A 21,081-nucleotide genomic window follows, 5' to 3' on the forward strand; every position below is an offset into this window, starting at 1 on the left:
AATTTCCGCGAGTTCTGGGGCAGCCCAGGTTCTGGTGTCGTTTTGTAGCCACAAGGGTTTCCTGTCGACTTGCCTTGTCTACCTTGCCTCGACGCTCTCCTTTGCGGCAGCAATATCCGTGGCCTTCTCAGCACGATAGACGCGCTGCACATAGACGAAAGTAGCGCCAGAGAGGAGCAAAATGATTGCCATCGCGGTGAACGGCAGTTGCGGTCCGCCGGACAACTCGCGCAGCCAACCGGTCAACATAGGGCCTGCGAATCCCCCGAAGTTTGCGAGCGTGTTAATGAGCGCAAGTCCGGCCGCGGCCGCGGTACCAGAGAGAATCCGCATCGGCAGCCCCCAGACGAGGGGCATCGACGAGATCACCCCGACCGCGCAAAGAGTAACGCCGATCATGGTCATCCATGGGGTGGAAGAGTAGGCCGACAGCAGGATGCCAAAAGCGCCGACCATCATCATGATCATGATGTGCCATCCGAAGTCACCGCGACGGGCACTGCTTCGAGCCCAAAGGATCATGCCAACTGCAGCAAATGCGTACGGGACAGAGATCAGCAGCGACGTTTCCATCCCCGAAAAGTTGGTGCCGAACTGCTTGCCGAATCCAGCGATCATGGTCGGCAGGAAGAAGCCGACACCGTAAAGGCCGTAAATGATTCCCATGGAGGCGAAGGCGAGAAGCCACAACTTGGGATTGTTGAATGCGCCCTTCATACTTGAGTGCTTTTTGGCTTGCGGGTCAGTCTCAGCCTCGATCTCCGCCGAAATGGCCGAAGCCTGCGCCGGCGTTAGCCAACGAGCTTTGTCGGGCGTGTCGGTGATATAGAAGTACGCGATCACGCCAACGACCACCGCTGGAAGGCCCGTCATCAGGATCATAAATCGCCAGCCCTCAAGTCCCCACGCCCCGTCGCCTACGTGAATCAGCCAGGTAACTACGGGCCACGACAGACGACAGTGGGATCCCCAATAAGTAGATGGAGATGACTTTCACACGATCACGGTTCGAGAACCAGTAGGTGAGGTAGAGCACAATCGCCGGAGCGAATCCTGCCTCAGCCACACCAAGGAGGAATCTCATGACGAGCAGCATTTCGAAGTTCTGAACAAAAGCAGTCAGCGCCGCGACGATGCCCCACGTGACCATGATCCGCATGAACCACACTCGCGCACCGAACTTTGCCATGAGGATGTTGCTCGGCACCTCGAGCAGGATGTAGCCGATGAAGAAGATTCCTGAAGCCAACCCGAACATTGTGGCTGTGAGCTGGAGGTCTTCGGTCATTCCGTTCGGTGCGGCGAAGGCAATCGCAGTGCGGTCAACATAGTTGATGAAGTACATGAGGGAGACGAAGGGCAGAATTCGCCAAGCTACCTTGAGGGAGATTGCCTTTCGTTCGGCCGCGGTGACGGCCTGTGTGTGAGGGAGATCCACGTTGATTTCCTTACTCTTTGGAGGTGAATGACGAGACCCAGGGAACCATGACAGATGCCCGCGCATGCTATCGCGGAATCAACTGTCTTCCCCGGTCGTCAGTTGGGGCCTGGGTTTTGTTTGATTCTCGTTAGACAAACATTTTCGTGAGCCCCGCTTCGGCGTGGCGGATCACCGGTGGTCACGAGCATCACTCTCAGGCCGCGCCGTGGGAACGATTGAGCGTTGGTGGTGATGATGGTGCCAAGGCTCCACCGGGCAGTTAGAAGCCCGTGATCAAAGTACTGCGAACGCCTCAATAGCTACATGCTTCAGGGTTTTGGCAATGGTTCGTAGCGGTTATACGTCTGCTGTTTTGTTCAGGGTGGTCGTTTGCCAGTTGGTGTATTCGGCGAGCCCGTGCAGGGAGTTTTCACAGCCGAGGCCCGACTGTTTGTGGCCCCCGAATGCCTGATTGGGTGCGTACTGATGCACCTCATTGATCCAGACCGTACCTGCCTCGATTCGTGCCGCGATCCGCTCCAGCGCCTGCTCGTCCTTGCCCCAGACGGAGGCGCCCAGGCCCCACTGCGTATCGTTCGCACGGGAGATGACGTCTTCCTCGTCGCGCCATTTCAGCAGGGGCAGAATCGGTCCAAAAGGTTCTTCTTGGACGATTCTCGAATCTTCGGGCGGGTTGTCCACAAAGGAAACAGGAATAAACCAACCCGGCTGCGATTCGTCGATCTGGCCGCCGAGGGCGAAGGCATAGCCGCGGTCGTTGCAGTCGGCGAAGAACTCTTTGACCTTCTCGAACTGCGGCGCGTTTTGAATAGGGCCAAGGTCCGTGTGCGGTTCCGCACCATTTCCCACTTTGACGGTCTTCGCATACTCAACCAAGGCATCACGGACGACGTCGTAGACGTCCTCGTGAATGTAAAGACGTTTGGTTGCGTTACAGAACTGGGCATTGTTCTGGAACGCCGCCCAGAACAGCTGGGGTGCTACCGTAGCCGGATCAACGTCAGGCAGGACAATGGCAGGGTCGTTCCCCCCAAGTTCCAAAGTCACGCGCTTGATCGATTTGGCCGCCGAGGCCATCACGTGGCGGCCGGTCTCCGTGCTGCCTGTGAAGGCGATCTTGGCGATGCCCGGATGCGAGGTCATCCGCTTTCCGAGATCGTCTCCACCGGTGACCACGTTGAACACACCGGCGGGCAGAAGGTCCTGCACCAGCTCAGCAAGTTTGAGGGTGGTCAACGGCGTAAAAGGGCTCGGCTTAACGACGATCGTGTTGCCCGCCAAGATTGCCGGCGCAATTTTCCAGATCGCCAGCAGGATAGGAAAGTTCCAAGGCGCGATTGCCCCGATCACTCCTAAGGGCGTGTAGCGGGTGGTGACACGCCGGTTGTCGTCATCCACGAGCACCTCTGGGGTGAGCCGCTGCTTCGCGATCTCCCGACACCAGATCGCAGAGCCCATGATCTCCCATTCCGCACCAGCCCGTGGTTTGCCCTGCTCACGGGTGAGCAGAGCCATGAACTGCTCGGAGTGTTCCTCGATACGGTCACCGATCGCCGCAAGCACAGCGGCACGCTCCTCTATCGGCGTAGCTGCCCAGGCAGGGAACGCCCGCGCTGCCGCGGCCACGGCCTCGTCGAGCTGTTCCACGGACGCGTCCGGCGCTTTAGCGATGACCTGGCCGGTTGCGGGGTTGAACACGTCAAAGGTTGACATTGCGCTGACAGCCTGCCCGTCGATAACCAGGGCCCAATCATCCTCAAAGGAAACCGGTGTGCGCTCTACTCCCGTAATGGTCATTTGATTCTCCATCTGTCGCCTCGTTGCGATACCGGCGGCATTGCCAGCATCCACCTACGGTACGAGGCAACAAGGTGGCGAAACTGTAGCGTTTTAGCACAGTTCGAAACTCACCCCGGCATACCCAGCCCACGCAAGCGGCGATAAAGCGTGCTACGACTGATTCCAAGGTCCTCCGCCACACGGGACTTGTTCCCCTGATGACGTTCAAGGCTTAGGAGAAGGACCTTGTGCTCTGCCTGTTCCAAGGGGCCCAGCGGGTGTGAGGTTGACCAGGCGAGGCTTGCGGGCAAATGCCTGACGTCGATTGTGTCCCCGTCAGCGGTTTGGACTGCGTTGTGCAGGACTGCACGGAGCTCCGTGATGTTGCCTGGCCATGAGTAGTTGGTCAAGCGGTGGAGCGCTGCGGCGGTCATCCCGGACTCCTGACTGAGCCCCTGCAAAATGCTGCGTGCGAGGTTGGGGATCTCCTGCATCCGCCCCCGCAGGGGCGGAAGCTCGACGCGTGTGGGGAAAGTTGCCAGCCGCGCGGTCTGAAGCCCTTCAAAGCCTGCGGTCCCGACCGCCCAGACGGAGGACTGCCCCAATCCTCTGGCCACAACCTCGGCAAGCTTCGGATCGTAGCGATCGAAGTCGTCTACCAACAGAAGTGTTGAATCGTCCGTTTCAGCTATGAGCTTCAGCGCTTCGGGCGGATTGGTAGCGGGGGAAATCGAGGCAATACGCTTTCCTTCACCAATTTGTCGGGCCTTCGTGGTTCGTCCCGTCCCGGGCTCACCCATTAGCAATGCCCGTAGCTTTCGTTCACGGATCCTCTTGAGTTCCAGGTCGAACCGACCAGAAACACCCTCGGTCCGTGAACGGCGGCGAGCCTGTTCCCAGCCGGGGATTTCCACGACGAAAGAGCCTGGGGCGCCGTCCACCGGAATGACCAAAGCGCTCGGTCCGAGTCCGCGACCACGGCTCTGGAGCGGCACGATGTGCTCCCGCTCAGACTGCTCCAGGCTGCTGAAGACGGAACGTAGCTCCAAAAGCGATTCCTCTTCCACTTGCTGTGTAGCGGCGTCGTTCATGAGTGTCACATCCCGGCCGAAAGCAATTACAGGGCCCTTGGAGCGGGCGACCCGTGCTTGATAGGCGCCCAAGAGCCTTATGTGGCTAGAAGGGCTTGCCAGCAGCAGCCGCCCCTCGATCGCACGGGCGGTTGAGACGATGAGTGCCCGCATGAGGCTCTTGGACTCCGAAGACAGGCCGGTAATGTCCAATACTCCTTCCATCACTCCAGTAATTGGGTGGACGATCGGATGTCCGTAGCAGTTAAATCCGTGCAGCTGGGCAAGATAGTGCTCTTCCCCGGAAACAAAAACTCCCGTCCGTGTTTCGAAGACCGTCGAAAGGGCGTTTGTTCCAGTGTTTTCCTCCGAGTAGGTTGCCCCGGGCACCGCGAATACACGATCGAGCTCACGGGCAACTCTTCGTTCCCCACAACGACGCGTAATGATTCGTTGATTCCGGTCGGCCAGAAGCAGTGCGCAGTCGGTTTCGCGTAACTGGTGCGCGAGATCCTCGATGACCGGTTCAGCCGCTCGCGCAAGAAAGCCAGAGAAGTCAATGCCGTCGTTGACTGTGGCCCGAACCTCCGCATCGCGGCTCAGCCCGGTGCTTTCGATTCTGTTCCACGAGTGCAGGATCTCGGCCCGCACAACTTCGATGCCCATTCGCACCTCCTCGTTCTGCCACCTATCCGCGGCATGCCTCATTTTGGCCGGCTTTGGCACCGTCCACCGACAGGGTCCTCCCCATCGAAAAGATCATGAATCATGCCCGAGAGGTCTTTCCCGAGTTCCACGGGAAAGACCTCTCGGGCTATGTGGCGCAAGCGTACTGCTCCGGTATCCAAGGCGTCGTTGCTGACTGCTCCGCTGACCGATCGCTCGAGGAGCGGTCACGGACGCGCTTCTGTTACCCATCCCGTTTGTATATTGCGTCACGAAGCACCGATCGGCGTCATGAGCGCTTTCCGTTCCTGCCTGTTGTCAACTGGCGTAGGGGTCGGCGATGCCGATGTATTGGGTGTAGAGGTATTCCTCGATGCCTTCGAGGCCGCCTTCACGTCCGAGTCCGGATTGCTTGACGCCGCCGAAGGGGGCGGCGGCGTTGGAGATGACGCCGGCGTTCAGGCCCAGCATGCCGGTCTCGAGCCGTTCGCCCATCCGGATGCCGCGGTTCAGGTCGCGCGTGAAGACGTACGCCACCAGCCCGTACTCGGTGTTGTTGGCCAGGCGAACGGCTTCGTCCTCGGTGCCGAAGGTGATGATCGGGGCGACGGGGCCGAAGATTTCCTCGGACAGTATCCGCGTGCCTTCGGTGACGCCGGTGAGGATGGTGGGCTGGTAGAAGTAGCCCGGGCCCTCGGCCGGGGCGCCGCCCAGGACAGCCTTGGCGCCGGAGGCCACGGCGTCGGTGACGAGTTCGTGGACTTTGTCCCGGCTCTCGGCATCGATCAGCGGGCCGACCTTGGACTCCGGTTCGGTGCCGCGGGCGGTGGTCATGTCCGCCATTTTCGCGGCGAACTTCGCCGCGAATTCGTCGGCAACGGATTCGTGCACGATGAACCGGTTCGCCGCGGTGCAGGCCTCGCCCATGTTCCGCAGCTTCGCCAGCATCGCCCCGGCGACGGCGGCGTCCAGGTCGGCGTCCCCGAAGACCACGAACGGGGCGTTCCCGCCGAGCTCCATCGACGTCCGCAGGACGGTCTCGGACGCGTCGGCGAGCAGCCGGCGGCCCACCTCGGTGGAGCCGGTGAACGAGAGTTTGCGCAGGCGCTGGTCCTTGATCAGCGGGCCGGTTGTGGCCCCTGCCGTGGACGTGGGGATGACGTTCAGGACTCCGGCGGGCAGGCCGGCTTCCTGCATGACCGCGGCGAACAGCTGCGAGGTCAGCGGAGTCAGGTTGGCGGACTTCAGCACCATGGTGCAGCCGGCCGCGACAGCAGGAGCGATCTTGCGGGTGGCCATGGCCAGCGGGAAGTTCCACGGCGTGATCAAAAGGCACGGACCGACGGGCTTCTTCGTCACCAGCAGGCGGGACTTCCCGTCCGGGGAGACCGAATAGCGGCCGAACGCGCGGACGGCTTCCTCAGAGAACCAGCGCAGGAACTCGGCACCGTAAGTGACTTCGCCGCGGGCCTCGGCGAGCGGCTTGCCCATTTCCATGGTCATGAGCAACGCGAAGTCCTCGGCCCGCGCCATAACCATCTCAAAGGCACGGCGCAGGATCTCGCCGCGTTCACGCGGCGGGACCTTCGCCCACGACTCCTGCGCGGCAACCGCGGCGTCCAGGGCCGCGCGGCCGTCCACGGGACCGGCGTCAGCGATGCTCAACAGCACCTTGCCCGTGGCGGGATCCTCGACGTCGAACGTCTTCCCGGAAGCGGCACGCCGCCACTCACCACCGATCAGCAGGCCGGTCGGAACAGAGGCCAGCAGTGCGGCCTCAGCGTCAGGACGTTGCGTAAGCATTGATTCGCTCCTCGCCGGCATCCCAGGCACGCACGGGCGCGTAGGCATCCGGGTCCGTGATGACATCGATAACGGTGGTGTTGCTGGACGCGAGTGCGTCTGCCAGTGCGGCACGCAGGTCCTCGGCCTTGTCCACGAGCACGCCGGCTGCTCCCGTAGACCGTGCCATCGCGGCATGGTCGACCGGTGCAAAAGCGATGGCGGTCGTTGTCTGGTCGAAGAAGAAGTTCTCGGCGTGACGCTGGTATCCGAGCAGGGCATTGTTCAAAACGATGACCACTACCGGGATGTTTTCGCGAACTGCTGTCTCGAGTTCGGACCAGACGTGCGCGAACCCGCCGTCGCCCACGATTGCCACCACTCGGGAGGCTGGGCTGGCCAGTTTGGCGCCCATTCCCAGCGGAAGGCCCCAGCCGAGCCCGGCCAGGCCGCGTGGAACAAGGAAACGCTGCCCGGGGCGGCGCGACGTGAGGTAGCTAGTAACCCAGATCGAAGAGTAGCTAGCGTCGGCGACAACGATGTCGGTGGGTTCGAGGAGTGCGTCCAATTCTGCCAGGATCCGCTCGGGTGCGACAGGCGAGGAGTCCGAAGCCAAGAGTTCCGCTATCGCGGCTTTGTGCTGGCGACGCCCGTCCTCAATCGTGGCAACAAGGCCGGCTAACGCAGCCTCGCGCTTTGTCAGGTCGAGCTTATCCAGCGCTGCAGTGAGGTCTTCGATCGCCGCTCGAGCGTCCCCGAGTAGACGAATTGATTCGTAGTTCCGGCCGATCTCGAGACCATCAACGTCTATGTGGATGTACGTTGCGTCCGGCGAGGTCAGCGTCCAGTTGTCGGTACCGTTCTCATTCGTGCGCGTGCCGATAAGTACGACGACGTCGGCATTCGAGATGAGGGGCAGGTGGAAGTGCGCGGGACCGTTCTTGCCGGTGATGTTTGCCGCGACGCCAAGCGAGAGCGGAGCGGTCTCATCCACCGCACCCTTGCCCATGTTGGTAGTAGCCACCGGGAGGTATGCGCGCTCCTGAAGCTGCGCGAGTTCTTCAACGGCATCCGAGACATGAACTCCGCCGCCGGCGATGATCAGAGGCGACTGTGCATTCGCGATAAGCTCTGCCGCGCGAGCGACTGCGTCCGCAGCTGGCCGCGGGCGATCCAGCGGGAATTGGCCAAGGTTTTGGGTACGCCGGAATTTGCTCGGCACCGATTTGAGGCCAAGGACGTCCTTGGGAAGCAACAAAACGACTGGGCCGGGTCGGCCACTGTTGGCGATGGTCATAGCGAGGTCGACGTAATCTTCGGCGCGGGACGGGTCATCAATGCGACGGGTCCATTTCGAGACACCGGCAAACAACGCCTCGTGGTCGAGTTCCTGGAACGCGTTCCGATCGCGAACCGATGAGGGGACTTCCTGAACGAGAACGAGCATAGGGATGGAGGCCTTTAGCGCCTCGGCCATTGGTGCGACGAAAAGCGTGGCTGCCGGACCGTTCTGGGCGGCCACCACTCCGATTTGCCCTGAAATGCGGGAGAAGCCGTCGGACATGACTCCCGCGGCGTTCTCGGTCCGGTAAAAGATTTGCCGGATGCCGATCTTTTCGGCTGCCAGCAGCAAGGCCGTCGGATTGCTCTGACCGAAGATGGCTTTTACACCGTGACGGCTCAAGGCCGCCGCGATGACGTCAGCGACAGTACTCATGGGTATTCCTCCTGGTTTCTCCAAAAGTTGGAGTAGATCTCGTTGTGCGTGTGTGTATCGGACGTAGCCGATACGGAGAAGAAGCGTGTGCCCCCGTAACGCGGGGCAGCGTCGTCATCCCAGACCGTGCTTTCGGCGTTGAGGCAGCGACAGCGACGCCGGCTGGTTATGTCAGGCATTGACAGTGATGCTGCTGCCTCCATCGACGGGCAGTGCCGCACCCGTGATGAAGGAGGCGTCGTCGGAGGCCAGAAACACTGCAGCTCGCGCGACGTCCCATGCCGTCCCCATCGTGTGGCGTAGTGGGACTCGAGCAGCACGGGATCGTACGACGTCCTCACGGGTGGCGCCGCCCAAACCGATCCGGTTTTCGACAGCCATCGGAGTGTCCATGATGCCCGGAATGATGGCGTTCGCTCGGATACCGAACTCGGCGTTGGTGATTGCCACGTGTTCTGTCATGCGCAGGACGCCGGCCTTCGATGTGCTGTACGCGATGCCGGGGTGGTGCATCACGGCGGCGAGTGACGCGATGTTGATGATGGCGCCACCACCTTGTGGCCGCATGACGCGCAGCGCGTGCTTGCAGGTGAGGACCATGCCCGTCAGGTTGACGGCAGTGATGTGAGCGAAAGCTTCCGCGTCGATGTCAATGACGGGGGCGTCGCCGCCTGTAATGCTGATCCCTACGTTATTGTGCAGGATGTCCAGCCGTCCCCACCGATCTGTGCAGGCGGCGATCATTGCCTCGATGTCGCTCTCGGCGGTTACTTCCACGCGGACGGCCGTGGCTTCGCCGCCCTCCTCCGTGATCGCGCGTACGGTGTCTTCTGCTGCGGCAAGGTCTCGGTCTGCGACCATGACTTTGGCGCCCTCGCGGGCGAAGAGCATGGCCGTGGCCCTACCGTTGCCGATCGTCTGACCGGGAGTCTGTCCACCGCCTACTACGATGGCGACTTTGTCCTTCAAGCGCTGAGTCATTGAATTGTCCTTTTACTTAGTCAGTTGCTACGAGGTATGTGCCCCTCGGGGATTTCGATCCGATTTACGACTCGTCGGCGGCGGTCAACAGGCGGTAAGTCTTTTCGGCTGTGCCGGCGAATAACGCCTTGCGTTCATCGTCGGAGGCACTGCGAGTGATGCGTTTGTATGCGTTCCAAAGGACGGTGTAGCTGACACCCATTTTGTCCACGGGAAAGTTGCTTTCGAACATGCACCGATCGGCTCCGAACGCCTCGATGCAGGTCAGGAACCAGGGGCGCCAGAGATCTTCGAGAATCAGGGAGCTGGGAGGCGCATCTGCGTGAAGGTAGTCGAACGCCGCGCCGCGGGCCATGACTCCGCCGATTTTGCAGACAATGTTGGGGCGCTCAGCCAGACCTCGAATCGCATGTTCCCAGGCCTGGAAGTGCTCCGCACGGTCGTACGAGTAGCGGCCGTGTCCGATAGGCCCTCCACAGTGGTTAACCACGATGCGAAGGTCGGGAAGAGCATCAGCCAGAGCAGCCACCTCATCGAGTTGGTGGAAAAAAACCATGACGTCGAGGGTCAATCCCATGTCACGCAGCACCGCTGCGCCACTGCGGACGTCGGGGTCGGCGAGCAAATTCGGCCGGCTTGCTGTGTGATTGTTAGGAACGTCCGGACTGTCGTCCCAACCTGTGGCGAACCGTGTGCCCTTGAACCGGCCCCCGCCTAATTCAAGGTGGGTTTCGAGCACACCGCGGACGCCGCTGCCCAGCGTGAGATCGGCGAATCCGACGATCCCTTCGCCGATCCGGGTCGGGCCAAATTCTCCGCTGGCAGCCCTGGCCGCCAGGCCCGCTATGAACTTTGTCTCGCCGACCGGTCGCAAGTGTTCGGGACCGTCGGCCAAATACATGGACATACACTCGTTGTGGACGGTGCTGACGACCCGGTGCCCCCCGGCGAGGTCGTCAGTGAATTCTTCGAGCAGGTAACGGTTGCCCGGGAAATCGAAGAGATGATGGTGCGCGTCCACGATTGGCACGGCGGGATCAAGGGCTTCTTCAAGCCGGCCCCGCGCCAGCCATTCGAGGTCCGGTGGATGGATGCGGCCCCAGGTGGTTGGGCGACCGGTGGTGGGTCCAAAGAGGTGGCTCGACATCTACGTCTCTTCAATGCTCTGTCGGGTAGTGGCGCGTTCTGCTGACGCACCCCCGATGGACGTTTTTGAGGGTTCGAGCGGGAAGGCCGTCAGATAGTGGGCATATTCGGGTTCGACATCTACCTGGAGGGTCGAGAGCACTCGGGCGTTGCAACCGTAGAAGGTCACAATCATGACCAGCTCAACCATTCGGGCAGCGTCCAGGTGGCTTGAGAGCGCCAACCAGACGTCGTCCGAGATCGCACCGTCGTCCGTCATCTGTCGGGAAGCGTCCAGGACGAGCCGTTCTACTTCACCGAGCCCGTTGGGCCTCCCCTCGTTTGAAGCGATGAGAGCGCGGATGTCCTCGTTAGAAACCCCGTACTCGCCCCCGATCTTGACGTGGTGGCTGTACTCGTACTCATTCTTCATCATGTAGCTGACCTGAAGGATCGCCAGTTCACGCAACCTTGCATCCAGAGCGCATTCCGTCCGTATCCACATGCCGAACTGCAGGTAAGCCCGTAGCAGCTCGGGGCTGTTCGCCAGGGCCCGGAAGACGTTCGCTGGCCGAGTCAGAAGGTCACGGTACTCCGCGGGAAGATCTGACTGGTTAATGTATGGCACTCGAGCCATGTCTGGTTCTCCGTTCGTTGTTCTACTTTGTCCACTTGTCGTTGATGGATCGAGTCGCATCTTGGCGTCCGCTCAAATCAGCGGAAGGATGCAACGTACCTGGCGGTTCTCCATCCCGTTCAACGCGGCAACGGCAGGTTGCGGGTCTCCCGGCTGAAGCAAGTGACGACAAGCAGGACGGCACTAGTGAGGATGATCCAGAACGCAGGCGACGTATTGCTCCCTGTCCAGATGGTGACCTGCAGCGTTAACACCGGGGCCACGCCGCCGGCAATTGCAGCGCCAATGTTCGCACCCAGTGCTGTTCCGGTCGCCCTGACCTTCGCCGGGAACCACTCGGAGAGCAGAGTGAACGCTACGCCGTATAGCGGCCCTTGCAGAGTGAAGAGCACAAACAGGGCTCCAGCGATTGCGGGCAATGACGAGGTTTGCGACAGCACCATAAGCATGGGTACGGCACCCACAATCAGACCGATGGTCGTGACGATGACGACTGGCCGGCGGCCGAAGCGATCAGCAAGGATGCCACCGATTATTCCGGTCACGGCACCCCACAGGAGCCCCAGTCCCATCATCACGAACACTACTGTTGCCGGGATTTGTCTCGTCTGGATCAGTAGCCCGACGATGAAGATCAAGAGGACGAAGACGGGGGCAAAGGATCCGACCGTGATGGCCATCGCCTTGAGCACGGCCCGCCAGTGCAGCCGGATAGTCTCCATGAACGGCGACTTCGCAACGTCGTCGGTTGACTCAATCGCGGTGAACTCCGGAGACTCCTCCAGGCGACGACGCATGTAGAGGACAACGATCGTAAGCAGTGAGCAGACGATGAATGGAACGCGCCAACCGAACTCAGACATCTGCGCAGGGGGCAGGGTAAAGGTCAACAGCCCCGCTACCAATGCACCCAAGCCGTATCCGACGAGGCTGAAGGCCGGCACAATCGAACCGAACCGCCCACGGCGCTTTGGCGGCGACGACTCAATGACGTACGCCGCGGCAGTCGTACCTTCCCCAGCCGCAGAGATGCCCTGGCATGCTCGAAGCAAAACCAGCAAAATTGGCGCAGCCAAACCGATCTGGGAGAAAGTGGGAAGAAGTCCCATCCCCAGGCTCGCGATGCCCATCAGGACGATGGTTGCAACCAAGACGGTGCGTCGTCCCTTCTTGTCAGCGATCCAACCCCACATCACAGCTGCGAACGGCCTGACCACATACGCGACGCCGAGCGTCGCCACAGCGGACAGGGTCGATGCCGCCGCATTGTCCGAGGGGAAGAATAGAGGTGCGAAGTACACGAGGAGAAATGTGTACGCCGTTAGCTCAAAGTATTCGATCACGGTACCTACGGCCGAGGCGGCCAAGATGGTCCGTGTTCCTTGTTTCGGAAGGGCTGTTGCCGCTTCCGCAAATGATGTTTCAGGAGTCGCCACGTTGATTCTCCAGTGTCAGTGTCGAGCGGTTAAAGTGTCGAGCTGTGCTCTGGACCTGGGTCGAGCAGCACCGCTCAGAAGCGGCCTGTGTCCCACGCGTTGGTCCATAAGCTTGCGTGGTGACCAGCGTGGAGATCCCTCCGCGTGGTCCGCTGTATCGAGTCTGCGCCGTGCTCGTTGTCCCAGTCCAATACCTAGTTTCACTCAGTTGATAAGCAAAGCTTATTGACCTGAGTTATTGCGCAGCTTGTTCGCAGCCGCTGTGCGGTAGAAACCCTCCATTCGATGAGTACCACGTCACATGCTGAAGGGGCGCCGCGGCGGCGGTGCCGGGCAGATAACCAGGGGTTATCGTTTCCCTATGGATCTTCGGCGGCTCGAGTACTTTATGGTGTTGGCGGAGGAACTCCACTTCCGACGCGCTGCGGAGCGTCTGCACATCTCCCAGCCTGGGCTCTCACAACAGATCCGAGTCCTGGAAAAGGACCTCGGTGTCTCTCTGTTCGAACGCAGCGCACAAGGCGTCGTCCTAACCGATCCGGGATTTGTACTTCTTAAAGAGGGTGCCCACCTTCTTCAGCAGGCGGAAAGTGTTGCGGCCCATGTACGCGCTGCGGGCAAAGGAATCGCAGGCATCCTTCGCGTTGTGCATTCGCGATCTTTGACGGGCGACGTCCCAGATGAAATCGTCAGGCGCTTCCGGATGTCTAACCCGAGGGTCGAGATCATCGTGGAGACGGCGTGGACGACGCGCAACATTGCCATGCTCCGTGCCGGCGAGGTGGACGCCGCATTCGTTCGGATGCCATTGTTGGAAGTTGGCGACCTTAGCCAGCTAACGCTAGGTCATACCGAACTTGCAGCAGCCATCCCGGCGGATCTTCCACTCGCCCGAAAGCGCATCCTACAGACCGCCGACCTGCGTGGAATCCCTGTAGTTACTTTCCCCCGCGAACAGGCGCCCGGGTATTTTGATCACATTCTGTCCACGGTGTGGGGTGATGAAGGGCCGCTCATCAGCACTACAGAACCAGATCCAGAGCACCTGCTGGCCGCGGTCGCCGCTGGAGCGGGCGTGTGCGTTTTTGATGTCCAGCGCGCCCTTAAACTGCGTCCAAAGGGCGTCGTGGTGCGCCGGTTCACCCCGTCTCTTAGCGCGGATTTCGGGCTGCTCTGGAGCCCTCATCGCATGTCTTCCTTACTCGAATCCTTTATCGCCGAGGCCTCGCTGGCCCGCCCACGGGAGCCTTGACCGCCGAGTGCCGGGTCCCACACGGGATGGCCTTATCCTTGAGGTCGTAGACACACGTCCAAGACTGGCTTCTTGGGTACCGCAAATCTCGTAAATGCAGCCATTTGGATATTCTGTCTGCATACTTTGGACATGACGACGAACGACATAGTCCGGGTAGCCATCCTCGACGACTATCAGGACATCGCACTACGGATCGCAGATTGGACGTCGCTGACCGGCCGAGCAGATGTCACTACATTCACCGACCATCTGTTCGATCCGGACGATCTTGTAAATCGATTGGCGAGCTTCGACGTCGTCGTTCTTATGCGCGAACGCACGCCATTTTCCGCAGAACTTCTGTCCCGACTGCCGCAGTTGCGTCTGCTGGTGACCACCGCGATGAGCAACGCGTCCATAGACATGGCCGCGGCGGCCGCGCAAGGGGTGACAGTGTGCGGCACCGACGCCAACGGTGAGGTGGCGACACGAGAGTTCTGCTGGGCCCTGATCATGGCCGTCGCCCGTGATCTCGGGCCTGAAGACCAGACGATTCGGGCTGGCCGTTGGCAGGAGCGCATTGGCATCGAACTGGCCGGTTCAACCTTGGGACTGCTCGGCCTGGGTCGGCTTGGCACAGACATGGCCAGATATGCACGGGCATTCGACATGCGTGTCATCGCGTGGTCGCAGAACCTCACCGCCGAGCGCGCCGCAGAAGCCGGTGCGGAATTGGTCGACAAAGAGGAACTCTTTAAAACGCAGCGACATCGTCTCCATCCATGTGAGGTTCTCCGACCGGTCCCGCGGACTGGTCGGTGTTGACGAACTCGCGGCATTGGGCCCCCGAGGGCGACTAGTCAATACCTCGCGCGGACCGATTGTCGACGAAGGCGCCCTCATCAGTGCGCTGCGCGAAGGTACAATCGCCGGCGCGGCTCTTGACGTCTTCGACATCGAACCGCTGCCTCAAAATTCGCCCTGGCGATCGACGCCCAGGGCTCTGCTCACACCACACATTGGCTATGTTTCTTCGAACGCCTACCAAAATATGTACCGTGAATGTGTCGAGGGCATCGTGGCCTGGCTAGACGGCGCCCCCGTACGATTGCTGACCCCGCCACATGCCACACGAGCTCCACAGGGACAACATCAACAAGGACCGTCTGACTGAACCAACCCATGTCCAGGTGCCAGGCCGAGGACAGCTTCGCCGTCGTCGGCAGAGCACAAGGTCCTTCTCCTAAGTAGCCATTGTGTCCCTTGCGGGACGCCCGTTCCGGGCCCGGGGTGCGGTGACTCCATACCAGGCTCTCCTGCGATGCCGAACGCTAAGCCGAAGCCTGCCTCTAAAGATCGCCACTTTGGATCCAGTTTTTGGGGATGGTGACTCAAAATGTCGTCGGAGCGCTGGTCTACTAAGGTCTTGCGCCAAGCGGTGTCGGTGGCGTTATTACGCTATTGGATACTCCCGTTACCGGCTCGTGGGCGCCGCTCACCGCCAAAGCTTCTTTGAGGCAGGAAGGGAACCATGGTTAACTAAGGGTGTGAACACCTGTTCACCCCCCACTCATCCCCCTCAGCCATCAATCTTGAGAACGAGGCCCTCATGGCGAATACAAAGTCAGCGCCGAAAACGCCTCGGTCAGCGTCCGCGATCACCACCGTCTTGGCCTTGAGTGGCACGGTTGTGGCGCTCATGCAGACGATAGTAGTGCCCCTCCTACCGGATTTTCCGCGCATCCTTGGTGTCACAGCTGACGACGCGTCCTGGCTTGTAACGGCTACGCTACTCACGAGCGCTGTGGCGACGCCCATCATGTCCCGCAGCGCGGACATGTACGGCAAGCGGAAGATAATGGTCATCTGCTTGGCCATTATGGTCGTGGGCTCGATAATCGCCGCGGTGGGCGGATCATTTTTGTGGATCATAATTGGCCGGGCGCTGCAGGGTTTCTCGTCGTCGCTCATCCCTGTGGGAATCAGCATCATGCGGGATGAACTGCCGAAAGAGAGGATGGGCTCAGCCGTTGCCCTGATGAGCGCGACCCTCGGAATCGGTAGTGCGATGGGTTTGCCGTTGGCCGGGCTCGTCTTTGAGGCGCTGGGCTGGCAATCGATTTTTTGGGTTTCCGCTGTAGCGGGCGCTCTGCTGCTGGTGTCCGTAGCTGTGGTCGTTCCTGAGTCGAAGCTCCGGACTCCCGGCCGGTTTGACTACGCCGGCGCCGTCATCCTCTCGGCGGCCCTGGTGGCGTTGTTGCTGGCAATTTCGAAAGGTGGCTCGTGGGGCTGGGGTTCCGAAACGGTGTTGATGCTGTTCCTTGCGGCAGCCCTCCTGCTAGCCGCCTGGGTACCCTACGAACTGAAGGTCAGCCATCCGATGGTGGACCTGCGAACGTCCGCCCGCCGACCAGTTCTCCTGACTAACGTCGCATCGCTACTGATCGGTTTCGCCATGTTCGCCAACATGCTGCTCACCACCCAGCAGCTCCAACTACCCACGGCTACCGGCTACGGCTTCGAATTGGACGTCGTCGCGGCCGGGCTTTGCATGGTGCCATCGGGGGCGGCCATGGTGATATTCGCGCCGGTGTCGGGCTCTATCATTCGTCGATTCGGCGGCAAGGCGGCCCTCATCACCGGATCCGCAGTCATGATCGTCGGGTACGTGGGGCGAGTCTTCCTTTGGGACACCGTGCCATGGTTGATCATCGGGTCCACCGTCATCAGCATTGGCACAGCGATCGCATACGCAGCCATGCCGACCCTAATCATGGGTGCGGTGCCCATCACCCACACTGCCTCCGCGAACGGCCTAAACAGCCTTGTCCGTTCCATTGGAACCTCAACCTCAAGCGCCGCCGTCGCCGTGCTCCTCATGTCAGTAAATATGCCCTTCGGCGCAGTCACCGTCCCCTCGTTCGATGCGTTCAGGGACGTCTTCTGGCTGGCTGCGCTTGCGTCCGGAGCGTCAGTTCTGGCGGCAGCCTTCATTCCCCGGGCCGCCTCCGCGCCACGGACGATTACTCAAGAGGGCGTTACCTCGGAACTGGTGGTTCAAGGTCGGGTCCTCCTGGCCGAACATCGAGCCATGGCTCCCGCTGTCGTAACAGTTTTGGATACTTCAGGGGAACCGGTGGATTGGAGTCGTGTGGACAATGAAGGTAACTATTCCGTGGCGCTTCCTGGGGTCGGCAAATATCTACTTGTGGCAAATGCAGCCGGCTGGGCGCCCATCGCTGAGGTCTTTGAGTTCGATGGACGAGTCTTAAAGCAAGATTTCCGACTCCAGGACCGACTGAGCCTCGCTGGCACGGCAACCGCTGGCGGCACACCAGTCCCGGCGGCCGTGATAGCGCTCCTTCAGGCCAGTGGTGAATATGTCGCCACGACGCAATCGGATAAATTGGGCCGGTACGCGTTTCCCTTGCCTATGCCTGGACGCTACATCTTGACCATGCTTCATCCTGTAACGCATCAAGCTGCGGCCCGGAAGTTGGCAGTTGATAACCGCTCCGTGAGTGCCGACCTCGAGGTTGGGCTCGCCTCGCCCGGCCGGAAGGAGTCCGTGATCATTTGAAGTCGCCCAGCAGTGCATCCATCCTCGAAGCGGCCGGACGCCTCTTCGCGGAACGCGGCTATCGGGCTGTAACAGTCCGCGACATCGCCGCAAGCGCGGGCGTCTCCCCCGCTCTAGTGATGAAGTTGTTCATATCCAAGGAAAAGCTGTTTGCAGCAGTTCGGCCGGATGAAACAGTGCTGGCCGAACTAACCGTCCCCAGAGCCGAACTGGGCAGTGCCCTGGTTTTTCGTGTGCTGATGCGGCGGGAGCGAGGAGTGCCGGAGCCTTGGGCGATGATTCCATTCACCATCCAAGATGCGCCGGATCCGGAAGCCGCCCGCGTAGAGGCGCGCACTAGGTATTTGCAGAACATAGCTGCCTTGATCGGCGACACCACGCCGGACGGGAGGTTCGCGTCGACGGTGATAGCGCTAATGACCGGATTTGGTGAGACTGTTCGCACCTTGGGCTTATTTGAAGGATGGGACTTTGACGAGCTCGTCGCCCACTACGGCTCGATCGTGCAATCCCAGATCGATGCCTGTGAAAATGTAGGGGATGCTTAAGGACGTTTTGCCGTTGTCTCGTTGGGCCGCTCAGGTCCGTGAACGCGGTGGCATAAACGATGCGTCTTTCACGGGCATGGGAACCGGCGTTGACATGCCATCTGCTGACCTTCGTGTGCTCTTGTAATTTTAGGAGACCGTAGAGGGGCATGGAGGCCACCGGCACGTCCAGGACTGGCCCACGCCGAGCGGTCGAATGGTCAGGCTGTTGCACGCCTCTCGCGCCAGGTGCCGGCAGTGGTTTGTTCCCGCCCCGCAGTTTTCTTGGGGGTCTGGGCCAGATCCTCCCCGAGCACTGTGCGGAGCGCCGTTCGGGTGAGAACGGTGTCGTAGGTGGGTTCCAACTGTGCCGCGACATAGAACGCAGACCGCGCCAAGTGGCTTGCCAGCAGGCGTCCTGCCGCCACACCGTCACGCGTATGAGCAGCTGCGAGAATGTCGCGATGTTCGCCGTGGGCTTTTGCAAAGGCGTGTTCGTCACCCTGAATCAACAGTCGCCGGACTCGTTCTGCCCGGTCGGCGTCGACCTCCATCCGCGCCTTTGCGCCCTCCTGTACGCGTGACAATAGAAGCTGGTGGAAGCGGCGGTGCGGGTCGTTGAATCCGTCACGGTCACCCCGCTCGATCGCGGCACCCATCTGTGTCATGGTGGTGTCCAGATCCTGCAACTCGCGGTCGGTCAGCAAAGGCACAGTGATGCGTATGGCGGTAGATTCCATCGACACCCGATATGCGTAGGTGCAGTCCAGGTCATCAAGGTCCAAGGCCGCGATCGTGATGCCCTTGTTAAGTTCGGACTTCACCAGGCCTTCTTGTTGCAGCATCCGGAGGGCCTCACGCAACGGTGTGCGGCCCGCGCCAGTGAGCCGGGAAAGCTCGGCTTGGGAGATCCGCCGTCCCGGCTCAAGTGTGCCTTCCAGGATCATGCTCCGCAGGTCCGCATGGACCGTCCCGACATCCGTACCGGGGCGGAGCGGAGCATCAACAACTCCGACAGTGGTGGTCATTCGACTCCTCAAGGCCTGTAAGCGGATTGGATCCTTCTAGAAGGTAACAACACGCCCGTTCACAGCCATTCTAGATGCATCGCGGGACCCTCGCTAAGGGGCGGATATGACGTGCCGGAGAAGAGGGACGCTTTTTGAAGCCTTCGGATGTCTCAAAGGGGTACCTAGCGCTATACGCGCTCACCCAGGCTGGAGTCTTTCATAACCTTGAAACCTTCCTGCATCAAGGAGGTATCGACGCAATTGGACACCCAACTGAAGCCTCGGTCAAGCAGCCTGCGGGCGCGAATGGGCGTGCCGCCGAAGGCTCCCGGAATCAGATCAGCTGCCGAACAAGCGTCAATGACGCGGCTCAGGGGAGACTTCGGGGCAGCGTCGGCCAGTAAGGTATCCACATCCGTTCCCAAACTAAGCGCCAGGTCATAGGGGCCCACAAAGAGCATGTCAATCCCTGTGGTTGCAGCTATGTCCTCCAGGTTTTCCAGCCCCGTGGCCGTTTCGATCATGACAGCCAGTAGTGGCCCTCTCTTCGGGTACCCGCCTGCCGTGTTGTAGCTAACGCCCGTCATGGGCCCGAAGCTCCTGCTCCCGCGCGGCGGGTGGAAGGAAGCGCGCACCACATTGGCAGCCTGCAGGGCCGATTCGACCATGGGTACGATCACTCCATCAGCCCCGCTGTCCAATGCCCGGCCGATACCTGCCCCGTCGTCGGAAAGCAGACGTACAAGCATCGGCACCTTTGCCGATTGCCTTAGAGCCAATGTTTCGCGGACAGATCTGTCATCAAAGTGGCCGTGTTGGGCATCAAGGCAGACCCAATCTGCCCCAGACTCCTCCAGGGCAACGGCAGCGCGGGGCTCTCCGAGGTTGGCCCAGGCGCCAATTTTTACGGTGTGCCGTTCGTCGGACATTGCAGGCTCCTCTTTCTCTTGGGGTGTTCGTCCGACCCTCCGGCGCCAAGCCTTTGGGTGGCCCAGTCTTGTCTGGCCAACTAGTCCGTGCCGTGGATGGTTCCCTCTATCGGCGCGCGGACTCTTGTGATTCTGTGATCGGAACTTCGATGTCATGACCCTGTGACTGCAGATACACCACGTGGCTGGCTGTCTCGGAAACGGCAAGGCGCAACGAGAAGGCCTGTAGGGATTCCCAGCCGCGGGACCATGTCAGGTGGCGGGCAATGTCCCACACAGTTTCCGGACGGTGCTTGTCCAGGACACGCAGAACTTCTGCGGAACGTTCCCGGTTGTGTTCGATTAGCTGCGCCACCCGCCGCTGCATACCTATAAACCGGTATTCATGCGCAGGGCATACCTCCATAGCATCCTCGAAGGCGATGCGCTCCAGCGATTCGTAATAGTCCGCCAACGGATTTGCCGGCCCAGGGAGCTCCAGGGCGATGTGCGGAGAGATGCGCGGCAGAATGTGGTCCCCACTAAATATCAGGCCGTGCGGCTCGTCGATCAGGCAGATGTGTCCTGGTGAGTGACCAGGGGTCGTGAATACTCGCAGGTCCATGCCTTTAACGGGCACCAGGCTATTGTCTGTGAGCCGGAAGTCCGGATCGGCAAGGTTCTGCAGATGGGTGAGGGTGTGGAGGTCTAAGGCCACTTCGGTCAATTTGTCCGCCGGAACGCCCCACAACGCCAACTCCTCGCGATGGGTCCGCAGGACCAGGTCCAGATCCTCGGAGGCGGTGAGTTTGCGCACTTCATGCTCGCCCAAGGCAACCCAGGCTCCCGCTATCGCTCGCAGACGGGAAGCCATTCCCAGATGGTCCGAGTGGAAATGGGTGACCACAATGCCCGTCAGGTCTGTGAGCCCGAGACCGGCTAGGCGCATGCCTGCGGTCAATTTGTCCAGACCCGCCTCGCTGTCCCAGCCCGGATCGATCAGAACGGCATCGCCGTCCCCCACAAGCAGATAGCTGAGGGTGTAGCGCATAGGATTATTCGGGAACGGAACAGGGATGGACCACACGTCCGCACCGAGCTGCTCTACAGGCGGCAGCACCTTGTTCTGCCAGGCTTCTTTTTGCGCGTGGCCGGTGACGGTTATCGTCGGTAAGTTCATGGGTTCCT

At 60.7% G+C, this 21,081-nt stretch carries 18 protein-coding genes; 5 read left to right on the forward strand and 13 right to left on the reverse strand.

Annotated elements, in window-relative coordinates; genetic code table 11:
• Positions 1–78: 78 nt before the first annotated feature.
• The 10 genes from AU252_RS24755 to AU252_RS01195 form a co-directional block, all read right to left on the reverse strand.
• On the reverse strand, positions 79–882 hold the full coding sequence (locus AU252_RS24755) for an MFS transporter (protein WP_058929157.1): 804 nt from the start codon (positions 880–882) through the stop codon (positions 79–81).
• Positions 883–895: 13 nt separating this feature from the next.
• Positions 896–1,438, reverse strand: a complete 543-nt coding sequence (locus AU252_RS24760) for an MFS transporter (protein WP_058929158.1) — start codon at positions 1,436–1,438, stop codon at positions 896–898.
• 339 nt (positions 1,439–1,777) lie between these two features.
• Positions 1,778–3,238 carry an aldehyde dehydrogenase family protein gene (locus AU252_RS01160; protein WP_058929155.1) on the reverse strand — a complete coding sequence of 487 codons (1,461 nt, stop codon included), beginning with the start codon at positions 3,236–3,238 and terminating at the stop codon, positions 1,778–1,780.
• A gap of 110 nt (positions 3,239–3,348) precedes the next feature.
• Entirely contained in the window at positions 3,349–4,956 is a 1,608-nt protein-coding gene (locus AU252_RS01165; RefSeq protein ID WP_058929159.1) for a sigma-54-dependent Fis family transcriptional regulator, read from the reverse strand.
• A 318-nt stretch (positions 4,957–5,274) separates the two neighbouring features.
• On the reverse strand, positions 5,275–6,759 hold the full coding sequence (locus AU252_RS01170) for an NAD-dependent succinate-semialdehyde dehydrogenase (protein ID WP_058929160.1): 1,485 nt from the start codon (positions 6,757–6,759) through the stop codon (positions 5,275–5,277).
• Positions 6,740–8,455, reverse strand: coding sequence for an acetolactate synthase catalytic subunit (locus AU252_RS01175; protein WP_058929161.1), 1,716 nt, complete (start codon positions 8,453–8,455; stop codon positions 6,740–6,742). Before AU252_RS01175 ends, AU252_RS01170 begins: the two co-directional genes overlap by 20 nt.
• Before the next feature lie 171 nt (positions 8,456–8,626).
• The gene (locus AU252_RS01180) at positions 8,627–9,436 is read right to left on the reverse strand and encodes an SDR family NAD(P)-dependent oxidoreductase (RefSeq protein ID WP_058929162.1); all 810 of its coding nucleotides are present in this window, start codon (positions 9,434–9,436) and stop codon (positions 8,627–8,629) included.
• Between the two features lie 64 nt (positions 9,437–9,500).
• A complete protein-coding gene (locus AU252_RS01185; protein WP_058929163.1) occupies positions 9,501–10,583 on the reverse strand; it encodes an amidohydrolase family protein in 1,083 nt (360 codons plus the stop codon).
• Positions 10,584–11,198 carry a carboxymuconolactone decarboxylase family protein gene (locus AU252_RS01190; protein WP_083510198.1) on the reverse strand — a complete coding sequence of 205 codons (615 nt, stop codon included), beginning with the start codon at positions 11,196–11,198 and terminating at the stop codon, positions 10,584–10,586.
• A 119-nt stretch (positions 11,199–11,317) separates the two neighbouring features.
• Positions 11,318–12,634: an MFS transporter gene (locus tag AU252_RS01195; protein WP_157768910.1), complete on the reverse strand. Its 1,317-nt coding sequence runs from the start codon at positions 12,632–12,634 to the stop codon at positions 11,318–11,320.
• 361 nt (positions 12,635–12,995) lie between these two features.
• Here AU252_RS01195 and AU252_RS01200 point away from each other — a divergent pair, with 361 nt between their 5' ends.
• From AU252_RS01200 to AU252_RS01215, 5 genes are all read left to right on the forward strand, one after another.
• Positions 12,996–13,886, forward strand: coding sequence for a LysR family transcriptional regulator (locus AU252_RS01200; protein ID WP_167349811.1), 891 nt, complete (start codon positions 12,996–12,998; stop codon positions 13,884–13,886).
• Between the two features lie 132 nt (positions 13,887–14,018).
• A complete protein-coding gene (locus tag AU252_RS01205; RefSeq protein ID WP_346425590.1) occupies positions 14,019–14,693 on the forward strand; it encodes an NAD(P)-dependent oxidoreductase in 675 nt (224 codons plus the stop codon).
• A complete protein-coding gene (locus AU252_RS24860) occupies positions 14,653–15,042 on the forward strand; it encodes an NAD(P)-dependent oxidoreductase (protein ID WP_346425591.1) in 390 nt (129 codons plus the stop codon). Before AU252_RS01205 ends, AU252_RS24860 begins: the two co-directional genes overlap by 41 nt.
• A 525-nt stretch (positions 15,043–15,567) precedes the next feature.
• Positions 15,568–17,448, forward strand: a complete 1,881-nt coding sequence (locus AU252_RS01210) for an MFS transporter (protein WP_240484430.1) — start codon at positions 15,568–15,570, stop codon at positions 17,446–17,448.
• Entirely contained in the window at positions 17,445–17,996 is a 552-nt protein-coding gene (locus tag AU252_RS01215; protein ID WP_058929167.1) for a TetR/AcrR family transcriptional regulator, read from the forward strand. Before AU252_RS01210 ends, AU252_RS01215 begins: the two co-directional genes overlap by 4 nt.
• A gap of 200 nt (positions 17,997–18,196) precedes the next feature.
• On the opposite strand, the gene AU252_RS01220 is transcribed toward AU252_RS01215, so the two are convergent.
• From AU252_RS01220 to AU252_RS01230, 3 genes are all read right to left on the reverse strand, one after another.
• Positions 18,197–19,003, reverse strand: coding sequence for a GntR family transcriptional regulator (locus AU252_RS01220; RefSeq protein ID WP_058929168.1), 807 nt, complete (start codon positions 19,001–19,003; stop codon positions 18,197–18,199).
• Positions 19,004–19,173: 170 nt separating this feature from the next.
• Positions 19,174–19,914, reverse strand: coding sequence for an HpcH/HpaI aldolase family protein (locus tag AU252_RS01225; RefSeq protein WP_058929169.1), 741 nt, complete (start codon positions 19,912–19,914; stop codon positions 19,174–19,176).
• Positions 19,915–20,020: 106 nt separating this feature from the next.
• Positions 20,021–21,073, reverse strand: coding sequence for an MBL fold metallo-hydrolase (locus AU252_RS01230; RefSeq protein ID WP_058929170.1), 1,053 nt, complete (start codon positions 21,071–21,073; stop codon positions 20,021–20,023).
• Positions 21,074–21,081 lie beyond the last annotated feature (8 nt).

Source organism: Pseudarthrobacter sulfonivorans, assembly GCF_001484605.1.
Lineage (GTDB): Bacteria > Actinomycetota > Actinomycetes > Actinomycetales > Micrococcaceae > Arthrobacter > Arthrobacter sulfonivorans_A.